The following is a 17,101-nucleotide window of genomic DNA, read 5'->3' on the forward strand; positions in this document are numbered from 1 at the left end:
CATGCGCCCACTGTCCCGCCGCCCGCTCGTCGTGCCGGTCCTGCTGTGCGCGCTCCTCGCCCTCTCCGCCCCGCGGACCGCGGCTGCCGACAGCGGCGACGAGAGCTCCGGAGCGGGCCTGGACGGCCCCGGGGTGGGTGCCGACGTGGCGCGGCTCTACGAAGAGGCACAGACGGCCACCCTGCGGTACGAGGCCGGGCGGCGGGCGGCCGACGTGCAGCGTGCCCGCGTCGCGCGGCTCGACCGGCGGCTCGCGGAGGAGCGGCATCAGGTCGCCGTGCTGCACGAGGACCTGGGCCGGATGGCCGGCGCGCAGTACCGGACCGGCGGCGGGCTGCCGCTCACCGCGCGGCTGCTGCTCGCGGACGACCCCGACGAACTGCTGCGCGGCAGGCGCCTCCTGGGGCAGGCGGACCTCGCCGTCACCAACGCCGTGGCCCGGACCCAGCGGGCCGCGTCCAGGCTCGACACCGCCAAGCGGTCCGCCGAGCGCGCCCGGGGCGTGCTCGACCGGCGCACGGCGCAGCTCGCGAGCCTGAGGCGGGGCATCGAGGAGAAGCTGGAGTCGGCGCGGTGGGCGCTGCAGGGCGAGGCCGACCAGTCGGTCGCGGCGGGCAGGTGCCGGGGCGCCGTGCGGCTCCCGCAGCCGGAATCGTCGTCCACGCGCGCGTGGGTGCCGCCCTTGGAGACGTACGACTTGTCCGCGGGCTTCGACAGCGCGGGCGAGCGCTGGGCGGGGCGGCACACCGGGCAGGACTTCGCCGTCGACATCGGCGCCCCGGTGCGGGCGGTGGGCGCCGGGCGGGTGGTGCGGGTGGCGTGCGGCGGCGGCTTCGGCATCGAGGTCGTGGTGCGGCACGAGGACGGCTACTACACGCAGTACGCGCACCTCGCGTCGGCCGCCGTCGACCAGGGGGAGCGGGTGCGTGCCGGACAGTGGGTCGGCCAGGCGGGCACCACCGGCAACTCGACGGGCCCGCACCTGCACTTCGAAGCCCGCGTCACGCCCGACCTGGGCTCGGGCGTGGACCCGGTGAAGTGGCTGGCGGAGCGGGGGGTCGACCTCTGAGGGGTGCGGGCCGCGGGCTGAGGCGGGGCGCCGCTTCTCCGGAGGCCGCTTCTCCGGAGGGAGAGAGCCGCCACCCAGCGGCCGCGGCAGGGGCTCGGGACGGGTGGCGGGCAGCGAGGACTCGGGCCTGGCGGCGGGCGGGGGCTCGGACCTGGCGGCCCGCTGTGCGGGCTCGGCTTCCGTGCCGCGGAGGGCGGTCGGCACCAATGGCGCTCTTCGGAGGGGTGCGTTTCCCCGACGGCGCTCTTCGAGGGGTGCACTTTCCCGACGGCGCTCTCCGTAGGGGTGCGCTTTCCGGCGCCGTTCTCCGGAGGGGTGCGTTTTCCCGGCGGCGCGTTCTCCGCAGGGGTGCGCTTCCCCGGCGCCACCGGTCGAGGCGCCCCCGCCAGAACTAGCGCTGCGCCAGTATTCGTTCGATGACCACCGCCACGCCGTCCTCGTTGTTGGCGACGGTGCGGCCGGACGCGGCGGCGACGACGTCCGCGTGGGCGTTGCCCATCGCGTACGAGACACCGGCCCAGGTGAGCATCTCGACGTCGTTCGGCATGTCTCCGAAGGCGACGACTTCCTCGTGGCTGATGCCGCGCTCGGCGCAGCACAGGGCGAGCGTGCTGGCCTTGGAGACACCGGGGCCGCTGATCTCCAGGAGCGCGGTCGGGCTGGACCGGGTGATCTCCACGCGATCGCCCACGGCCACCCGGGCCAGCGTCAGGAAGGCGTCCGGCGGGATGTCGGGGTGGTGGGCGAGGACCTTGAGGACGGGCTGGTCGGCGCCGTCGGACTCGGCCGCGAGGAGTTTCTCGGCGGGCGCCACGCCGACGGCGGGGTCCAGGTGCAGCGGCGGATAGGCCGGCTCGTGGTGCACCCCGCCGGTCCGCTCGATCGCGAAGGACGTACCGGGCGCCGCCGCGCGCAGGATGCCGACGACGTCGAGGGCGGTCGCGGGCGACAGGTCCCGCACCTTCACGAAGCGGTGGCCGCCGGGCCCGCCGTGCAGGTCGACCACCGCGGCGCCGTTCCCGCAGATCGCCAGGCCGTGGCCGTGCACGTGGTCGCTGACGACGTCCATCCAGCGGGCCGGGCGCCCGGTCACGAAGAAGACCTCGATGCCGGCCGCTTCGGCGGCGGCGAGTGCGGCGACGGTGCGCTCCGAGACGGACTTGTCGTCGCGCAGCAGGGTGCCGTCCAGGTCCGTGGCGATCAGCCGGGGCGGGACGGAGGAGGCCGGGGTCCGGGGCCGAGGGGTGGTTGAGGTCACGTACGCGATTGTCCCGCATATGCGCGCACGGGTGTGTGGCGGGGCGCACATGTGAGTACGTCACACACCCGTGCGCCCCTCCCGCACCTCGGGCTACCCACGGTTGCCCTGGTCAGGGCCGCCGCGGGGGTTGCCTTCGCCGGATGAGACGCCCGTCGGACCGGGTGAGGCGGCCGTCAGAGCTGAGCGAGCGCTTCCGTGGCGATGCGCTCGAAGACCTTCTGGTCCGCCGCGAAGTCCGTGCCGGGCAGTGGCCAGTGGAGGACGATCTCGTCGAAGCCCAGCTCCGCGTGCTTGCCCGCGAAGTCGACGAAGGCGTCGAAGGAGTCCAGGGGGCGGTCCGGGCTGAAGCCGGTGAGCAGCACCTTGCCGAGCTCGCCGACGTCGCGGCCGATCTCCGCGCAGGCCGCGCCGAGCTTGCCGACCTGGCCACGGATGGCCTCGAAGGACTGCTCCGGGGTGCCCGACTCGGAGATCTTCGGGTCGCCCGTGGTCACCCACGCCTGCCCGTGCCGCGCGGCGAGCCGCAGACCGCGCGGCCCGGTGGCGGCCACGGCGAACGGCAGCCGGGGGCGCTGCACGCAGCCCGGGATGTTCCGCGCCTCGTACGCCGCGTACCGCTCGCCCTCGTACGTCACCGAGTCCTCGGTGAGCAGCCGGTCGAGCAGTGGCAGGAACTCTCCGAAGTGGTCCGCGCGTTCACGGGGTGTCCAGGGCTCCTCGTCGGCGCGGCGCAGCGTGGCGGCGTCGAAGCCGTTGCCGCCCGCGCCTATCCCCAGCGTGACGCGGCCGTTCGATATGTCGTCGAGGGTGATCAGTTCCTTGGCGAGCGTCACCGGATGCCGGAAGTTCGGCGAGGTGACGAGCGTGCCGAGACGGATCCGCTCGGTCGCGGCCGCGGCGGCCGTCAGCGTGGGCACCGCGCCGAACCAGGGGCCGTCGCGGAAGGTCCGCCAGGAGAGGTGGTCGTAGGTGTAGGCGGTGTGGAAACCGAGCTCCTCCGCGCGTTGCCAGCGCTCCTTGCCGCCTTCGTGCCAGCGGCGGACGGGCAGGATCACGGTGCTCAGACGCAGACTCATGCCATCGAGCGTACGGGGACGCGGAAACCGGCCGTCTCGCCGCCGCCCGCCCGGTCCGGGCTCAGCGGACCCTTGCGTTCAGCCACGGCGTGAGCGAGATCATGGGGATCATCTCCTTGTACGTCTCGTCCCCGGGCAGCGGCACGATCAGCCAGTAGCCCGGCGGAAAGCGGCGCCCCTTGACGTACGCGAGGCCGCCGAGGACCGACCGCACGAACGCGGGCACCGCGTCGCGCGGGATGTCGTGGCACTCGACGCCCTCGACGTCGATCAGCGCGTCGTCGTCCGGGTAGAGCCGCACGGAGATCCGCGGTGAGCCGCCGAACCGCACGAACGCCTCGTGCGGCAGCGAGCCGTCGGCGTCCGTCGTCACGCTCACGCCCGCGGCGCTGCGGCGGGAGGTCCGGTCGGCGCCGATGTCATGGCCGACAGTGATCTCCCGCTCGTACTCACGCGCTGTCGCGCGCAGCGCGCTGACGGCGGCCTCGGTGCTGTGCAGATGCTCCATGCCTCCCGATCATGCCTGGCCGGGCCGGGCCAGGCCGCCGGTCACCGGTCACCGGGATTCGGGAATGCATACCCGGCCCGGCGTTCAGCGGGATTCGGGAAAGCGCAGATAGTCCGGTGGCACGGCGTCGGTGAGCCAGACGCCGTTGGCGCTGACCTGGAACGCGTGGCCGTCGCGGTGCATCGCGCCCGCGGCCACGGACAGCACGACCGGCCGCCCGCGCCGAGCGCCCACCCGCGTCGCCGTGTCGCGGTCGGGCGAGAGGTGGACGGCGTGCCGGTTCATGGGGCGCAGTCCCTCAGCGCGGATCGCGGGCAGGTGGCGGGCGACCGTGCCGTGGTAGAGGTACGCGGGCGGGGTCGCGGCCGGCAGGTGGAGGTCCACGTCGACGGAGTGGCCCTGGCTCGCGCGGATCCGGTCGCCCTCGACCGCGAAGCGCCGCTTGTCGTTGACGGCCACCACGTGGTCGAGCTCGGCGCGGGTGAAGCGGAAGCCGTGCGCCGCGGCGGCCGCGATGAGCGTGCCGATGTCCACCCAGCCGCCGCCGTCGAGCGTGATCCCGATCCGCTCCGGCTGATGGCGCAGGTGCTTCGACAGGTATTTCGACACCTTCACGGTGCGCCGGTCGTCCATCCCGTCCGGCGGGCGTGCTTCTTGCATCTCCTCAGGGTCGCGCTCCGCCGTTCTCCGCGCACTCGATTTTTCGCCACCGACTTTTCATCGAGGAAATGCGGTCCACAGGTTTGATCCACAACCAAGTCCAGTTATCCACAGGCTCGTTGACGATTCTGTGGACAACTCTCAGTCGCTCGGCGGCATTTGGGTAACTTGTGCTTTTTCAAGGTGACTTGCTGCCATTGCGTCCAATGTCCTGCTCCGCACCTCCCGTTCGGCGGCCGCCGCGATGAACGCGGCGGCGTTCTCCCGCCCAACCAGCGCCTGAACTGCGCGCATTGTGTCCGCCGGCAGGGCCACGTGCTGCGGCTCGGCGCTCTGCCGGCCTTGCTGGAGGGGCTCCTCCGCGTCGAGGTGGCGGCGCAGATGCCGGGTCGCGAACAGCCGCATCGCGCGGGCCAGTTCGGCGTCGACCGACTTCTGCGCCAGCGGCCTCAGGCGGCGGATGAGCGCCGCAGCCTCCGCGGCGTCCGCCTCGCTCGGCGGGTGGTTTCCCAGATAGCGCGCGAAGACGTGCTCGTTGGTGAACTCCAGGAAGCGGGCGGCAATGTGCTCGACCTGCCCCCTCAACTCCCGCAGATGGCCGGAGATCGCCGACAGCGGCACGCCCGCCGCGTGCAACTCGGCCGCCACCGCCAGCTCCTGCGGGCTCGGCACCAGGAATTCGTCGTCGCGGCCCGGCAGCGGCTCGAGCACCCCGAGCGCGACCGCGTCCGCCACCGCCACGTCGTCCGGAGTGCCGCCGAACGCCGCGTCCAGCTCCGCCCGCGTGATCCGGTCGGCCTTCTCGTCCGTCCAGGGGCCGTCGACCTCCGCGACCAGGCCGAGCACACCGCCGAGGCCACGGCCCGCGTCCCAGGCCTCCAGGAGCTCCTTGATGGAGGCCAGCGTGTACCCCCGGTCGAGCAGGTCGGCGATCTGGTGCAGCCGGGCCAGATGCGCGTCCCCGTACACATTGGACCGGCCACGCCGCTCCGGCCGGGGGAGCAGGCCGCGGTCCTGATAGGCCCGGATGGTCCGCACCGTGGCCCCGCTGTGGTGGGCGAGGTCCTCTATGCGGTACTCAACCCGGGGCTCGCCGGGGGCGGGTGCGGACACCTTGGGCTCCGACCCCACGGGCTCCCGCGGCTCGGGCTCCGACGCCACGGCCTCCGACGGCTCGGGCTCCGACGCCACGGCCTCCGACGGCTCGGGCTCCGACGCCACGGGCTCCCGCAGCCCAGGTGCCGCCACCTCGGGCTCCCGCGGCCCGGGTGCCGACACCTCGGGCTCCCTCGCCCCGGGTGGTGCTGTCACGTCGGCCCCCTCCCCGCCGCCCCACTGCTCCGTCCTACGCGGCCCCGTGGCCGACCGGTGCTCCACGCTCCCGCCCTTCCCGCCCGTTCCGGCGCTCCCCTGCTAGGCGATGGCCGCTGCTAGGCGATGGCCGCGCGGGACGCCACCGCCGCCGCGGCCCGCGCCGCGGGCGACTGCGCCAGATACTCGACGGCCTTGCGCAGCGAGCCTTCCTGCGACGGATGGTACGACCGCCGCAGGTAGCGGGGTACGGCCGCGCCCAGCTCCCGCCAGGTGGGCAGCAGGCCCTTCCCGATCGCCCTGTTGTACTCCGCGAGGGAGAGCCGCAGCCGGCCCGCGAGCCGGGGGTCGTGGCGGATCAGATACGCGCTGCCCCAGATCCACAGGTAGAGCATCACGGGCGCGGTGATCCCCATGGCCGTGACCCGACGCACGTACCGGGGCGCTTCCGCGCCGCCGCAGTGCTGGTACATGTCGAAGGCGACCGAGCGGTGCTCGACCTCCTCCGCGCCGTGCCAGCGCAGCAGGTCGAGCATGACCTCGTCCGCCCCGGCCCGGTCGAGTCCCTCGGCGTGCAGCACCCAGTTGCCGAGCACCGCCGTGAACTGCTCGATGGCCGCGACGATCGCGAGCCGGAAGCGCAGCCACTCCTGCGTCGGGATCGGCGCCCCCAGTGGCGGCTGTTCGCCCAGGAGCTTCTCGAAGAGGAAGTCGACGTACTTCGTGAAGTCGGCCGTCTCCAGGCGCTGCGCCGCCAGGTGGTCGAGCACGTGCGCGTGCTGCACGCTGTGCGTGGCCTCCTGGCCCATGAAGCCCTTGACGTCCTTCAGCAGCACCGGGTCGGTGATCAGCGGCAGGCCCTCCTTGAAGACCTTCACGAACCACCGCTCCCCCGCCGGGAGCAGCAGATGCAGGACGTTGATGACGTGGGTGGCCGTGGGCTCGTCCGGTATCCAGTGCAGTGGCGTCTCGTCCCAGTCGAACGAGACCCGGCGCGGCACGATGGCGTAGTGCTCTTCGGCGTGCGCTTCGACGTGCTCTTCGGCGTCGCCCGCGGGGACGCTCCCCGCGCTCTCGGGGCGGACCGCGCTCTCAGGGTGCTCCGTGCTCACAGCGGTGGCTCCAATCGGGCTATCGCACGCAGGGCCTTGGGCGTGAAGCGGGACATGAGGTGGGCGCCGCGCGCCTCCGGGGTGACGGGCACGACGGCCTGATTGCGGACGACGGCGCGCAGCACGGCGTCGGCGACCTTCTCCGGCGGATAGTTCCGCAGGCCGTACAGGCGGGCGGACTTCTTCTGGCGGCGCTTCTCCTCGTCGGCGGAGACTCCGGCGAAGCGGGCGGTCGCCGTGATGTTCGTGTTCACGAAGCCCGGGCAGATCGCGGAGACCCCGATGCCCCGGCCCGCCAGCTCCGCGCGCAGGCACTCGCTGAGCATCAGGACGGCGGCCTTCGACGTGCTGTACGCCGGGAGGGCCTTGGAGGGCTGATAGGCCGCCGCGGACGCGGTGTTCACGATGTGCCCGCCCTGGCCGCGCTCGGCCATCTGCCTGCCGAAGAGGCGGCAGCCGTGGATCACGCCCCACAGATTGACGTCGAGGATCTTCTTCCAGTCCTCGGAGCTGGTGTCGAGGAAGGAGCCGGAGAGGCCGATGCCGGCGTTGTTCACCAGGACGTCCACCACGCCGTACTCCGTGGCGACCTTCTCGGCGAGCTTCTCCATGGCCTGCTCGTCGCTCACGTCGACCGTCTCGGCCCAGGCCGCCGGGGCGCCGACGAGCCGGGACAGCTCCGCCGTGCGCGCCGCGCCCTCCGCGTCCCGGTCGACGGCGATCACCCGCGCGCCCGCCTCGGCGAACGCGAACGCCGTGGCCCGCCCGATGCCGCTGCCCGCGCCGGTGACCAGCACGAGCTGGCCCGAGAACCGCTCGGCGTACTTCCCCGGGGCCGGGGCCGCCGCGCTCGCGAGCGCCGTCGGACCGCCGTCCTCGTGGGTCGTGACGAACTCCGTGATCCATGTGGCCAGTTGGTCCGGGCGGGTGCGCGGCACCCAGTGCTTGGCCGGGAGCTTGCGGCGGGTCAACTGCGGGGCCCACAGCTCCAGGTCGTCGTAGAGACTCTCGGAGAGGAAGATGTCGCCGGTGGGCGTGATCAGCTGCACCGGGGCGTGTGCGTAGGCGTCCTCGCGCGGCCTGCGCAGGCGGGCGCGGACGTTGTCGCGGTACAGCCAGGCGCCGTGCGCGGCGTCCGTCGGCAGCGACAGCGTGGGATAGCCGTCCGCGGGGACCTTCTCCAGGCGCTGGAGGATCTTCGGCCAGCGTTTGCCGAGCGGGCCGCGCCAGGCCAGCTCGGGCAGGACGGGGGTGTGCAGCATGTACACGTACCAGGACTTGGCGCCCTGGCCGGCCAGTTGGGCCGCGCGGCGCGGGGTGGGCCGGGTCATGCGCTTCTTGATCCAGTGCCCGAAGTGGTCCAGGGACGGGCCGGACATCGACGTGAAGGACGCGATGCGGCCCTGGGTGCGCCGGACCGTCACGAACTCCCAGGCCTGCACCGAGCCCCAGTCGTGCCCGACGAGATGCACCGGCCTGTCCGGGCTGACCGCGTCCGCGACCGCGAGGAAGTCGTCGGTCAGCTTCTCCAGCGTGAAGCCGCCGCGCAGTGGCTTGGGCGCCGTCGACCTGCCGTGCCCGCGCACGTCGTACAGCACCACGTGGAAGCGCTCCGCCAGGCGTGCGGCGACCTCGGACCACACCTCCTTGGAGTCCGGATAGCCGTGCACGAGCAGCACCGTGGGCCGCCCGGCGTCGCCCAGCTCGGCGACGCACAGCTCCACGTCGCCCGTGCGCACCCAGCGCTCACGCGCGTCCAAGAGATCCACGGTGGTCATGCGGCAGCCCTTTCCTCGGCCCAGCGCCGCACGTGCGGCAGATCGTCGTCCAGCCAGAAGGCGCTCTCGTCCGGGTCCTTGGAGTCGGTGACGACCAGGATCTCCTCGAACTTCGCGCCCGTGCCGCGGAAGCCCAGATGCGGCTCGACCGCCCACAGGCCCGGCTGCGGCGGGTGGTCGGAGAACTTGTACGGCGACCACAGGGGGGACCAGCCGTCCCGGTGGCCGTGCAGCGCGTCGCTCGCGAGGCCCTTCAGGGACTGCGTGCCGAACCCGAAGACGTGCGGGGACAGGCGGCGCTCCTTGACCCGGTCGACCTTGTGCGCGATGACGCCGAAGGGATAGGCGCGATGGCGGTTGGCATACCCCTGGCGGACCATGAGGCGGTCCACGCTCTCGTAGATGTCGCGGAGCGGGCGGCGCTCGCGGACCTCGCGCAGGATCAGCTCGCGGTGCGCCTCCAGGTCGGCGAGCAGCTTGTCGTGCACGGGGTTGAGGCCGAGGCAGCCCGAATATCCGATGTCGGCCGTATATCCCTTGAACACCGGGGCCATGTCGAGGATGAAGGGCATCCCCGGCTCCAGGCGGCGGTTGGTGGGGAAGAACTGCAGCGGTATCCGGAAGTTCACGAACGCCGTGCGGTCCCCGAACCAGGCGAAGGGCAGATGGAACCAGTCCCGCACGCCCCGCGCCCGCAGCCACTCCCGCTGCATCCGCGCCGCCTCGCGCTCCGTCACCCCCGGCTTGAGCTGGGCGGCGACCGCTTCCGCGCATTCGTACGCCAGGGTCTGCACCTGCCGGAACCCCCGCAGCTCCGCGGAGAGTTCACCCTTCACTGCTGAGGTCATGCCACCGTCCGTCCCGTGTCCGCGCCGCCGGCCCGGCCCCCGCCCGAAGCGGAGTCACCGCGCCATCGCCGTACGCGCTCGTAACTTGACACTGATGAATGTGACAATGCCTGGCGGCTGCGTCAATAGTTCTGCACGACCCTCCGGGACAGGTCCGGAAGTTCCCCGAGGGGACCGCCTCAGGAACCCCCAAGGGTCGACTTCCGGACGACCCCTACGGGCCCGTAATACTCGAGAGTGACGGCGATCGGGCCTCAGGGCTGACGCCCCGGTGTGGTCCGCGCCACTACGTTCGAACCGTGACTGTGATCGCGACCGAAAGCCTGAGCAAGCGGTACCCGAGGGTGACCGCGCTTGACCGGCTCTCCATGGATATCGGGCCCGGTGTGACCGGACTCGTCGGAGCCAACGGAGCCGGCAAGTCCACACTGATCAAGATCCTGCTGGGTCTGTCCCCCGCCACGGAGGGCCGCGCCGCCGTGCTCGGCCTCGACGTCGCCAGCAGTGGCGGCGAGATCCGCGAGCGCGTCGGCTACATGCCCGAGCACGACTGCCTGCCACCGGACGTCTCGGCCACCGAGTTCGTCGTCCACATGGCGCGCATGTCGGGCCTGCCGCCGGCCGCCGCACGCGAGCGCACCGCGGACACCCTGCGCCATGTCGGGCTCTACGAAGAGCGCTATCGCCCCATCGGCGGCTACTCGACCGGCATGAAGCAGCGCGTGAAGCTCGCCCAGGCGCTGGTGCACGACCCGCAGCTGGTCTTCCTCGACGAGCCGACCAACGGCCTCGACCCGGTCGGCCGCGACGAGATGCTGGACCTGATCCGGCGCGTGCACACCGACTTCGGGATCTCGGTCCTGGTCACCTCGCACCTCCTGGGCGAACTGGAGCGCACCTGCGACCACGTCGTCGTCATCGACGGCGGCAAGCTCCTGCGCTCCAGCTCCACCACGGACTTCACCCAGACCACGACGACCCTCGCCGTCGAGGTCACCGACAGCGACGAACACCCCGACGGCACCGGCGCGTTGCGCACGGCGCTGCAGGTCCGCGGCGTGGCCACCCAGGACGACGGCGGCGGCCTGCCCGGCGCCGGGCACACCGTGCTGCTCGAAGCGGAGAGCGAGGACACGTACGACCTCGTACGGGACGTGGTGGCCGATCTCGGCCTCGGCCTGGTCCGCATGGAACAGCGCAGGCACCACATCGCGGAGGTCTTCCGCACCAAGGACGAGAACACCGAGGACACCGAGAACCCCGAGAACGCCGCGCACGACGCACAGGGGCGGCAGGCCCCCGAGCGTGCCGCCGCCGGGGCGGCGACCGCGGCCGCCGCCGAGCAGACAGGAGGCGGCCGCGATGCCCGCTGACTCCACACAGATCCACAACATCGGCTACCGGCACTACGACGGCCCGCGCCTGGGCCGCACGTACGCCACCCGGTCGCTGTTCTCGCAGAGCCTGCGCGGCGCCTACGGCCTCGGCCGCTCGGCCAAGTCCAAGGTCCTGCCGATGATCCTCTTCGGTGTCATGTGCGCCCCGGCGCTGATCATGGTCGCGGTCGCCGTGGCCACCAAGGCCAACGACCTGCCGATCGACTACACGCGCTACGCCATAGTGCTCCAGGCCGTCATCAGCCTCTACCTGGCAGCCCAGGCGCCGCAGACCGTCTCCAGGGACCTGCGTTTCCAGACGGTGCCGCTGTACTTCTCGCGTCCCATCGAACGCGTCGACTACGTACGCGCGAAGTTCGCGGCGCTCTCCAGCGCGCTGTTCATCCTGACGGCCGTCCCGCTGATCGTGCTCTACGTAGGAGCCCTGCTCGCCAAACTCGACTTCGCCGACCAGACGAAGGGATTCGCCCAAGGGCTGGTCTCCGTAGCGCTGCTCTCGGTGCTGTTCTCCGGGATCGCGCTGGTCATCTCGGCGGTCACGCCGCGCCGCGGCTTCGGCATCGCCGCCGTCATCGCCGTCCTGACCATCTCCTACGGAGCGGTGTCCACCGTCCAGGCCATCGCGCACGAACAGGGCAGCTCCGAAGCCATCAGCTGGCTCGGCCTGTTCTCGCCGATCACGCTCATCGACGGCGTGCAGACCGCCTTCCTGGGCGCCACCTCCGCCTTCCCCGGCAAGGAAGGCCCCACGGCCGGCGCGGGCGTCGTCTACGTCCTCGTCGTCCTCGCCCTCATCGCGGGCAGCTACGCCGCCCTGCTGCGCCGCTACCGAAAGGCCGGGCTCTGAAAATGACGTCCCTCAGCATCGACCACGTATCCCGCTGGTTCGGCAACGTGGTGGCGGTCAACGACATCACGATGACGATCAGCCCCGGAGTCACCGGCCTGCTCGGCCCGAACGGCGCCGGGAAGTCCACCCTCATCAGCATGATGGGTGGTTTCCTCTCGCCCTCCACCGGCTCCGTCACCCTCGACGGCAACCCCACCTGGCGCAACGAGACCATCTACAAGCACCTGGGCATCGTCCCCGAGCGCGAGGGCATGTACGACTTCCTCACCGGCCGCGAATTCGTCGTCGCCAACGCCGAGTTGCACGGCCTGGGCAAGAAGGCCGCCCAGAAGGCGCTCGCCACGGTCGAGATGGAGTACGCGCAGGACCGCAAGATCTCGACGTACTCCAAGGGCATGAAGCAGCGCGTGAAGATGGCCTCCGCGCTGGTCCACGAGCCGTCCGTACTGCTGCTCGACGAGCCCTTCAACGGCATGGACCCGCGCCAGCGCATGCAACTCATGGAACTGCTGCGCAAGATGGGCGACGAGGGCCGCACCGTGCTGTTCTCGTCGCACATCCTCGAAGAGGTCGAACAGCTCGCCTCCCACATCGAGGTGATCGTCGCCGGCCGGCACGCCGCCAGCGGCGACTTCCGCAAGATCCGCCGCCTGATGACGGACCGGCCGCACCGCTACCTGGTGCGCTCCAGCGACGACCGCGCGCTCGCCGCCGCACTCATCGCCGACCCGTCGACCGCGGGCATCGAAGTCGACCTCAAGGAGGGCGCGTTGCGCATCCAGGCCGTCGACTTCGGGCGCTTCACCACCCTGTTGCCACGCATCGCCCGCGAACACGACATCCGGCTGATGACCGTCTCGCCCTCGGACGAGTCGCTCGAGTCGGTCTTCTCCTACCTCGTCGCGGCCTGAAGGGAGCCACCGTGTACGACCCCACTGTCGCCCGGCTCACCTACCGGGCCCTGCTCGGCCGCCGCCGGGCACTGATCCTCTTCGCCCTGCCGCTGCTGCTGATCGTGATCTCCGCGGCGGTACGCAGCTTCAGCGGCGCCGACGACCAGGTCGCCTCCGACCTGCTCGGCGGCTTCGCCCTCGCCACGATGGTGCCGATCATCGGCGTCATCGCCGGCACCGGCGCGATCGGACCCGAGATCGACGACGGCTCCGTGCTCTACCTGCTGTCCAAGCCGGTCAAACGGCCCACGATCATCGTCACCAAGCTCACCGTCGCCATCGCCGTCACCATGGCGTTCTCGGCAGTCCCGACGTTCATCGCGGGCATGATCCTGAACGGCAACGGCCAGCAGGTCGCCGTCGCCTATACCATCGCCGCCCTGGTCTCCTCCATCGCGTACGCGGCGATCTTCCTGCTGCTCGGCACCATCACACGGCACGCGGTGGTCTTCGGCCTCGTGTACGCCCTCGTCTGGGAGGCGCTCTTCGGCTCGTTGGTCTCCGGGGCGCGCACGCTCAGCGTCCAGCAGTGGTCGCTGGCCGTCGCCCACAAGGCCGCGGACGGCGGCGACCTGGTCACCTCCGACGTCGGCCTGCCCGTCGCGGTGATCCTGCTGATCGTGGTGACGGCCGGGACCACCTGGTTCGCGGGGCAGAAGCTGCGGACCCTGACACTGGCCGGCGAGGAGTAGGCCGTCTTGACGGCGCCTTCACGCTCCCGCCGGGACACTGGTGGGAGGGGGATGCTTCAGCGTGGCTGGGAGGTGCCGGTATGGCATCGGACGACGGACGGGACGAGGGGTCCGCAGGGGCTCAGGGCGCCGAGGGCGCGGGCGCCGCGGACGGGGCGGACGCGACGGACGCGACGGACGCGACGGACGGGGTCTGGGACGACGTGGTGCTCGACGACGACTTCATACGTTCCGCCGAGGCCGCGGAGCCGTCCGCCCGGGCCCGCATGCTCTCCGCCCGCTGGCGGGACCGGGCGCCGGAGCCGCAGCCCTGGCGGTCCGACGAGCCGCCCGCCGGGTGGTTCTTCAGCCGCCGCAGGAAGAGGCGGCGGCGCAAGTAGGCGGTGACGGCCGGGGCCGCGAGAAATTCGGTGGCGGCCGGCAGGCCGCGCGGGCAGAGTTGGTGATGTCACCGCGCCGGGCTCGTCCCCGGCGCCACCTTCTGGGAGAGGAGCCGACGATGTTCACGAACAGTGAGTCGCGCTCCCGGCAGGGCGATCCGGGTCAGGCTCCGGGGTAGTTACTCACTCCGTCCGAGCCGCGCCACGGGGGATCGCCCGGGGCGGCCGCTTCGAGCGCGCACAGTTTGCTGCGCGGGCCGCCCACCCAACGTTGCACTGGGCCGGGCCTGGGGGTTACGGGAACATTCCCGTGCCCTTTGGTCCGGCCTTTGTGTACGTCCACGTGACAGTTGCCGTCGGCCGGGGGCTGTGCCCACCCGTGCCGCCCTGCGGCACGATTGCCCACAGCAGTACAGGGCATGTCGGCCCTAGGCCAGCAACCCCAGCAACCGCTCAAGCACGACCGCGATCCCGTCCTCCTCGTTGGAGGTCGTCACCTCGTCCGCCACCGCCTTGAGGTCCTCATGGGCGTTGGCCATGGCTACGCCGTGGGCGCACCAGGCGAACATCGGGATGTCGTTGGGCATGTCGCCGAAGGCGATCGTGTCCGCGGCCTTCGCGCCGATGCGGCGCGCGGCGAGGGACAGTCCCGTCGCCTTCGTCAGGCCGAGCGGCAGGAGCTCCACTATGCCCTCGCCCGCCATCGTCACGCCGACGAGATCGCCCGCGACCTCCCGCGCCACGGCCGCCAGGGCGTCGTCGCCGAGCCCGGGATGCTGGACGTACACCTTGTTGAGCGGCGCGGCCCACAGGTCCGCGACGTCCGTGAACGGGATGACGGGGAGCGGGCCTTCCTGGACCACGTACCCGGGGCCCACCAGGACCTCGCCCTCCAGGCCGTCGCGGCTCGCGGCGAGCGCCAGCGGGCCGAGCTCGGCCTCGATCTTGGCGAGGGCCAGGCCCGCGAGCTGTCGGTCGAGGGTGACGGACGTCAGCAGGCGGTGCTCGCCCGCGTGGTAGACCTGCGCGCCCTGGCCGCACACGGCGAGGCCGTCGTAGCCGAGGTCGTCCAGGACGTGCCGGGTCCAGGCGACGGAGCGGCCGGTCACGATGATGTGGGCCGCGCCCGCCGCGGTGGCCGCGGTGAGCGCGGCACGGGTGCGCGTCGAGACCGTGTCGTCGGGGGACAGGAGCGTCCCGTCGAGGTCGGTCGCGACGAGCGGGTACGGGAAGGCCGGGCGGCCGCTGCCGGACGGCCCGGTTCCGAGAGGGGAAACGGTGCTCACTTGGCGGTGGGCTCCAGGATCTCTCGTCCTCCCAGATACGGACGCAGGACCTCCGGAACACGCACGGAACCGTCGGCGAGCTGGTGGTTCTCCAGGATGGCCACGATCGTGCGCGGCACCGCGCACAGCGTGCCGTTCAGCGTCGCGAGCGGCTGAACGGCCTTCTTGCCGTCGCGCTCCTCGCGCATGCGCACGGACAGGCGGCGGGCCTGGAAGCCGTCGCAGTTCGACGCGGACGTCAGCTCGCGGTACTTCCCCTGGGTGGGGATCCACGCCTCGCAGTCGAACTTCCGGGAGGCCGACGCGCCCAGGTCGGCGGAGGCGACGTCGATCACCTGGAAGGGCAGCTCAAGGCCGGTCAGCCACTGCTTCTCCCAGTCGAGGAGCCGCTTGTGCTCGTTCTCCGCGTCCTCCGGGGCGACGTACGAGAACATCTCGACCTTGTCGAACTGGTGCACCCGGAAGATGCCGCGGGTGTCCTTGCCGTACGTGCCGGCCTCGCGGCGGAAGCAGGGGGAGAACCCGGCGTACCGCAGCGGGAGCTTGTCGGCGTCGATGATCTCGTCCATGTGGTACGCCGCGAGCGGGACCTCGGAGGTGCCGACCAGGTAGAAGTCGTCCTTCTCCAGGTGGTACACGTTCTCGGCGGCCTGGCCGAGGAAGCCGGTGCCCTCCATGGCGCGCGGGCGCACCAGCGCGGGGGTCAGCATCGGCGTGAACCCGGCCTCCGTGGCCTGCGCGATCGCCGCGTTGACCAGCGCGAGCTCGAGCAGCGCGCCGACGCCCGTCAGGTAGTAGAAGCGGGATCCGGAGACCTTCGCGCCGCGCTCGACGTCGATGGCGCCGAGCGCCTCGCCGAGCTCCAGGTGGTCCTTGGGCTCGAAGCCCTCGGCGGCGAAGTCACGGATCGTGCCGTGCGTCTCCAGGACGACGAAGTCCTCCTCGCCGCCCACCGGCACGTCCTTGTGCACGAGGTTGCCGAGTTGGAGGAGGAGGCGCTTGGTCTCCTCGTCGGCCTCGTCCTGCGCGGCGTTCGCGGCCTTGACCGCGGCGGCCAGCTCACCGGCCTTCTTCAGGAGCTCGGCCTTCTCGTCGCCGGAGGCCTTGGGGATGAGCTTGCCAAGCGCCTTCTGCTCGGAGCGGAGCTCGTCGAAGCTGAGCCCGGACGACCTGCGCCGTTCGTCGGCGGAGAGCAGGGCGTCGACGAGGCCGACGTCCTCTCCACGGGCGCGCTGCGAAGCGCGAACACGGTCGGGGTCCTCACGGAGCAGGCGAAGGTCAATCACCCCTCAAGGCTACCGTCGCCCGGTTCCGGCCCACGACTTGATATTCACCGCAGGGGCGTTATGTCCGTTTTGCCGGAATAGAAATTCCTCGGGGTGGCGCGGTGATGGCGTCCGGATGACCGGAGAGTGCCGCCTCTTCGGAGGGTCAATAAAGTGGACACGATTCCCCGAAACGGGGCAGAAGTATCCGGCCGCCTTGACTCGATCCCCTTGTGGGAAACGGGACTTGGGGACTCGGTTGTCCACAGGAATGGGGTCTCCCGGAAAGTTATCCACAGGCTGTGCGAAAGATCTGTGGATGCCGGAAGAGGCCGCCCTGAATGCTCTCCTCGTCTCGGCGGATTCCTGCCCCAAACCCTCTCCGGGCCAACTTTCGAGTGGAAATGGTTAACTCCAAAGAGTTGATCAATGGAAAAGGGTGGACGAGGGGTGACGTGCGGGGCTGTGGACGCACTTGGGCGCTGAGAGCCGCTTTGTCGACGATGTCGCACTTCGTTGTCGACTTGTCCCCAGGTCGAGAAGACCACCTGTGGATAACTTCTGTGGACAACGTAAATCTGCAGGTAGTACCGCGGTTTCGGCCATGCCGAAGACGGTAGGGACGGGCAGATGAAGCGTCGGCGAACGCTCTGAA

General features: G+C 71.3%; 16 protein-coding genes. 6 read left to right on the forward strand and 10 right to left on the reverse strand.

Going from position 1 to position 17,101, the window contains the following annotated elements; translation table 11 throughout:
* Position 1 precedes the first annotated feature (1 nt).
* The gene (locus tag AC0KTA_RS19065) at positions 2-1,069 is read left to right on the forward strand and encodes a M23 family metallopeptidase (protein ID WP_481049437.1); all 1,068 of its coding nucleotides are present in this window, start codon (positions 2-4) and stop codon (positions 1,067-1,069) included.
* Positions 1,070-1,460: 391 nt separating this feature from the next.
* Here AC0KTA_RS19065 and AC0KTA_RS19070 read toward each other — a convergent pair whose 3' ends face one another.
* The 8 genes from AC0KTA_RS19070 to AC0KTA_RS19105 form a co-directional block, all read right to left on the reverse strand.
* Positions 1,461-2,327 (reverse strand): HAD hydrolase family protein, encoded by an 867-nt coding sequence (locus AC0KTA_RS19070; RefSeq protein WP_481049438.1) that lies wholly within the window; start codon positions 2,325-2,327, stop codon positions 1,461-1,463.
* A gap of 176 nt (positions 2,328-2,503) precedes the next feature.
* A complete protein-coding gene (locus AC0KTA_RS19075; protein WP_481049439.1) occupies positions 2,504-3,406 on the reverse strand; it encodes an LLM class flavin-dependent oxidoreductase in 903 nt (300 codons plus the stop codon).
* A 61-nt stretch (positions 3,407-3,467) separates the two neighbouring features.
* Positions 3,468-3,914, reverse strand: a complete 447-nt coding sequence (locus AC0KTA_RS19080) for a hypothetical protein (RefSeq protein WP_481049440.1) — start codon at positions 3,912-3,914, stop codon at positions 3,468-3,470.
* Positions 3,915-3,998: 84 nt separating this feature from the next.
* Positions 3,999-4,547 (reverse strand): RNA 2'-phosphotransferase, encoded by a 549-nt coding sequence (locus AC0KTA_RS19085; protein WP_481056476.1) that lies wholly within the window; start codon positions 4,545-4,547, stop codon positions 3,999-4,001.
* Between the two features lie 168 nt (positions 4,548-4,715).
* Positions 4,716-5,687: a MerR family transcriptional regulator gene (locus AC0KTA_RS19090; RefSeq protein ID WP_481056477.1), complete on the reverse strand. Its 972-nt coding sequence runs from the start codon at positions 5,685-5,687 to the stop codon at positions 4,716-4,718.
* Between the two features lie 317 nt (positions 5,688-6,004).
* Positions 6,005-6,889: a metal-dependent hydrolase gene (locus tag AC0KTA_RS19095; RefSeq protein ID WP_481056478.1), complete on the reverse strand. Its 885-nt coding sequence runs from the start codon at positions 6,887-6,889 to the stop codon at positions 6,005-6,007.
* A gap of 104 nt (positions 6,890-6,993) precedes the next feature.
* Complete coding sequence (locus tag AC0KTA_RS19100) at positions 6,994-8,775, reverse strand: SDR family oxidoreductase (protein ID WP_481049441.1); 1,782 nt, start codon at positions 8,773-8,775, stop codon at positions 6,994-6,996.
* The gene (locus AC0KTA_RS19105) at positions 8,772-9,623 is read right to left on the reverse strand and encodes a M24 family metallopeptidase (RefSeq protein ID WP_481049442.1); all 852 of its coding nucleotides are present in this window, start codon (positions 9,621-9,623) and stop codon (positions 8,772-8,774) included. Before AC0KTA_RS19105 ends, AC0KTA_RS19100 begins: the two co-directional genes overlap by 4 nt.
* A gap of 305 nt (positions 9,624-9,928) precedes the next feature.
* Here AC0KTA_RS19105 and AC0KTA_RS19110 point away from each other — a divergent pair, with 305 nt between their 5' ends.
* From AC0KTA_RS19110 to AC0KTA_RS19130, 5 genes are all read left to right on the forward strand, one after another.
* Entirely contained in the window at positions 9,929-10,996 is a 1,068-nt protein-coding gene (locus AC0KTA_RS19110) for an ABC transporter ATP-binding protein (RefSeq protein WP_481056479.1), read from the forward strand.
* On the forward strand, positions 10,986-11,867 hold the full coding sequence (locus tag AC0KTA_RS19115) for an ABC transporter permease (RefSeq protein WP_481049443.1): 882 nt from the start codon (positions 10,986-10,988) through the stop codon (positions 11,865-11,867). The genes AC0KTA_RS19110 and AC0KTA_RS19115 overlap by 11 nt, the downstream gene beginning before the upstream one ends.
* A 2-nt stretch (positions 11,868-11,869) precedes the next feature.
* A complete protein-coding gene (locus tag AC0KTA_RS19120; RefSeq protein WP_481049444.1) occupies positions 11,870-12,781 on the forward strand; it encodes an ABC transporter ATP-binding protein in 912 nt (303 codons plus the stop codon).
* Positions 12,782-12,792: 11 nt separating this feature from the next.
* Positions 12,793-13,515 carry an ABC transporter permease gene (locus AC0KTA_RS19125; RefSeq protein ID WP_481049445.1) on the forward strand — a complete coding sequence of 241 codons (723 nt, stop codon included), beginning with the start codon at positions 12,793-12,795 and terminating at the stop codon, positions 13,513-13,515.
* Between the two features lie 80 nt (positions 13,516-13,595).
* Positions 13,596-13,895 (forward strand): SGM_3592 family protein, encoded by a 300-nt coding sequence (locus tag AC0KTA_RS19130; RefSeq protein ID WP_481049446.1) that lies wholly within the window; start codon positions 13,596-13,598, stop codon positions 13,893-13,895.
* Between the two features lie 428 nt (positions 13,896-14,323).
* Here AC0KTA_RS19130 and AC0KTA_RS19135 read toward each other — a convergent pair whose 3' ends face one another.
* Both AC0KTA_RS19135 and serS read right to left on the reverse strand, forming a co-directional pair.
* Positions 14,324-15,181 carry an HAD family hydrolase gene (locus tag AC0KTA_RS19135; protein ID WP_481049447.1) on the reverse strand — a complete coding sequence of 286 codons (858 nt, stop codon included), beginning with the start codon at positions 15,179-15,181 and terminating at the stop codon, positions 14,324-14,326.
* Positions 15,178-16,467: a serine--tRNA ligase gene (serS, locus tag AC0KTA_RS19140; protein ID WP_481049448.1), complete on the reverse strand. Its 1,290-nt coding sequence runs from the start codon at positions 16,465-16,467 to the stop codon at positions 15,178-15,180. The genes AC0KTA_RS19135 and serS overlap by 4 nt, the downstream gene beginning before the upstream one ends.
* Positions 16,468-17,101 lie beyond the last annotated feature (634 nt).

Source organism: Streptomyces sp. Y309, assembly GCF_056712025.1.